This is a genomic window from Plantactinospora solaniradicis, from assembly GCF_042658085.1.
Classification (GTDB): Bacteria; Actinomycetota; Actinomycetes; order Mycobacteriales; family Micromonosporaceae; genus Plantactinospora; species Plantactinospora solaniradicis.
Window position 1 is genome coordinate 1 of record NZ_JBHSPR010000160.1, and the last position, 1,811, is coordinate 1,811.

At 69.5% G+C, this 1,811-nt stretch carries 1 protein-coding gene; it reads right to left on the reverse strand.

Annotated features, from left to right (window positions below; all coding sequences use genetic code 11):
- On the reverse strand, positions 1–1,727 hold a 1,727-nt coding region (locus ACFP2T_RS48040; RefSeq protein WP_377434822.1), incomplete at its 3' end, for a non-ribosomal peptide synthetase.
- Between the last annotated feature and the right edge of the window lie 84 nt (positions 1,728–1,811).

Sequence of the window (1,811 nt, forward strand, 5' to 3'; positions counted from 1 at the left end):
ACCACCTGGGTAGCCAGCAGCGAATGCCCGCCGAGTTCGAAGAAGTTGTCGTGGGCCCCGACCTGCTCCAGACCCAACAGCTCGGCCCAGATCCCGGCGAGGAGTTCCTGCGCCATGCCCGACGGCGCGACGTAGATTTCGCCCGTGTCCGGTCGGGTGGCGTCGGGGGCCGGTAGGGCGGCGCGGTCGATCTTGCCGTTGGGGGTCAGTGGCAGGGTGGTGAGTTCGATGAACAGTGCTGGGATCATGAACTCCGGCAGTCGTTCCCGGAGCAGTCGGCGGAGTTCGTCGGCTGCGGGTGTGCCGGTTGCCGGGTCGGTGGGGACGAGGTAGGCGAGGAGTCGTTGCTGCTGGTCGGCGATGACGACCGCGGCCGACACGTCCGGGTGCGTGGTCAGGACGTGTTCCACCTCGCCCGGCTCGACCCGGAACCCGCGTACCTTCACCTGCGTGTCGGCCCGGCCCAGGAACTCCACCTGACCGTCCGGACGCCACCGGGCCAGGTCCCCGGTGCGATACAACCGGGATCCGTCACCGGCGAACGGGTCCGCGACGAAACGCTGCGCGGTCAGATCCGGGTTGCCTCCGTAGCCACGCGTCACTGTCGGCCCGCCGAGGAACACCTCACCCACCACGCCGACCGGGACAGGGTTCAGATACCCGTCCAGCAGACGCAACCGGCTACCAGGCAACGGCCCACCGATCGGCACCGGACCGTCGCCATCCACCAACCCGGCGAGATCACTGTAGGTGGAGTCGATCGTCGCCTCGGTCACGCCGTACGCGGTCAGCAACCGTACCCCGGATCCCAGGACCTGCCGGGCCCGCACCGCTGCCGGAACCCGCCACACCTCGGTGGTGACCACCAGCAGCCGCAACTGCGGCAACGGCACCTCGCTACCCGCCACGAACTCCACCAGGCCGTCGACGTACTGCGGGGCGCACTCCAACGCCTCGATCCCCGCACCGGCCAGCAGCCGCGCGAACCCGCCCGGGTCCAGCTGCGCCCCCGGCTCACCCAGCACCAACGTGCCACCCGAACACAACGCCCGCACCACGTCACCGGTGAACACGTCGAAGCTCGCACTCGCCAACGACAACCACCGGTACCCCGCATCGGTCGGGAAATGCGCCCGGGACCAGCCCGCGTACACCGCCAGCAACGACTCGTGCGGCACCAGACTCGCCTTCGGCTGGCCGGTCGACCCCGACGTGTAGATCACGCACGCCAACCCGGCCGGCTCCACCGCCACCGCCGGCGGCGCATCCGGGCAATCGGCGATCCTCGCCACGGTCGCGGGGTCGTCCAACCACACCGCCACCGCGTCACCGGGCACACTCTCCGGTGACCACCCCATCGGCGTATCCGGTACCGAACCCCCGGCAACCGCGCGGTGCCCGACCAGCGCCGACATTCCGGTGTCGGCCATCATGAACGCCAACCGCTCCGCCGGATATCCGGGATCCAACGGCAGATACGCGGCACCCGCCTTCCATACCGCGACCATCGCCACCACCAGGTCAACACCGCGTGGCAGACACAATCCCACTACCGAATCCGGTCGCACCCCCACACCACGCAGATACTGCGCCAGTCGGTTCGCCCGCTGCTGCAACTCCTCGTACGCCACCGAGTCGCCATCCGCGACCACCGCCGCCCTCGCCGGATCCCGTAGTGCCTGCTCCGCGATCCGGTCATGCACCCCACCCAGATACACCTCGGCCACACCATCACCAGACCAAACCCCCAACCGCTGCGCCTCGGGCGGCGTCAACAACGGCAACCCCGACAACCGCCGGTCCGCATCCGC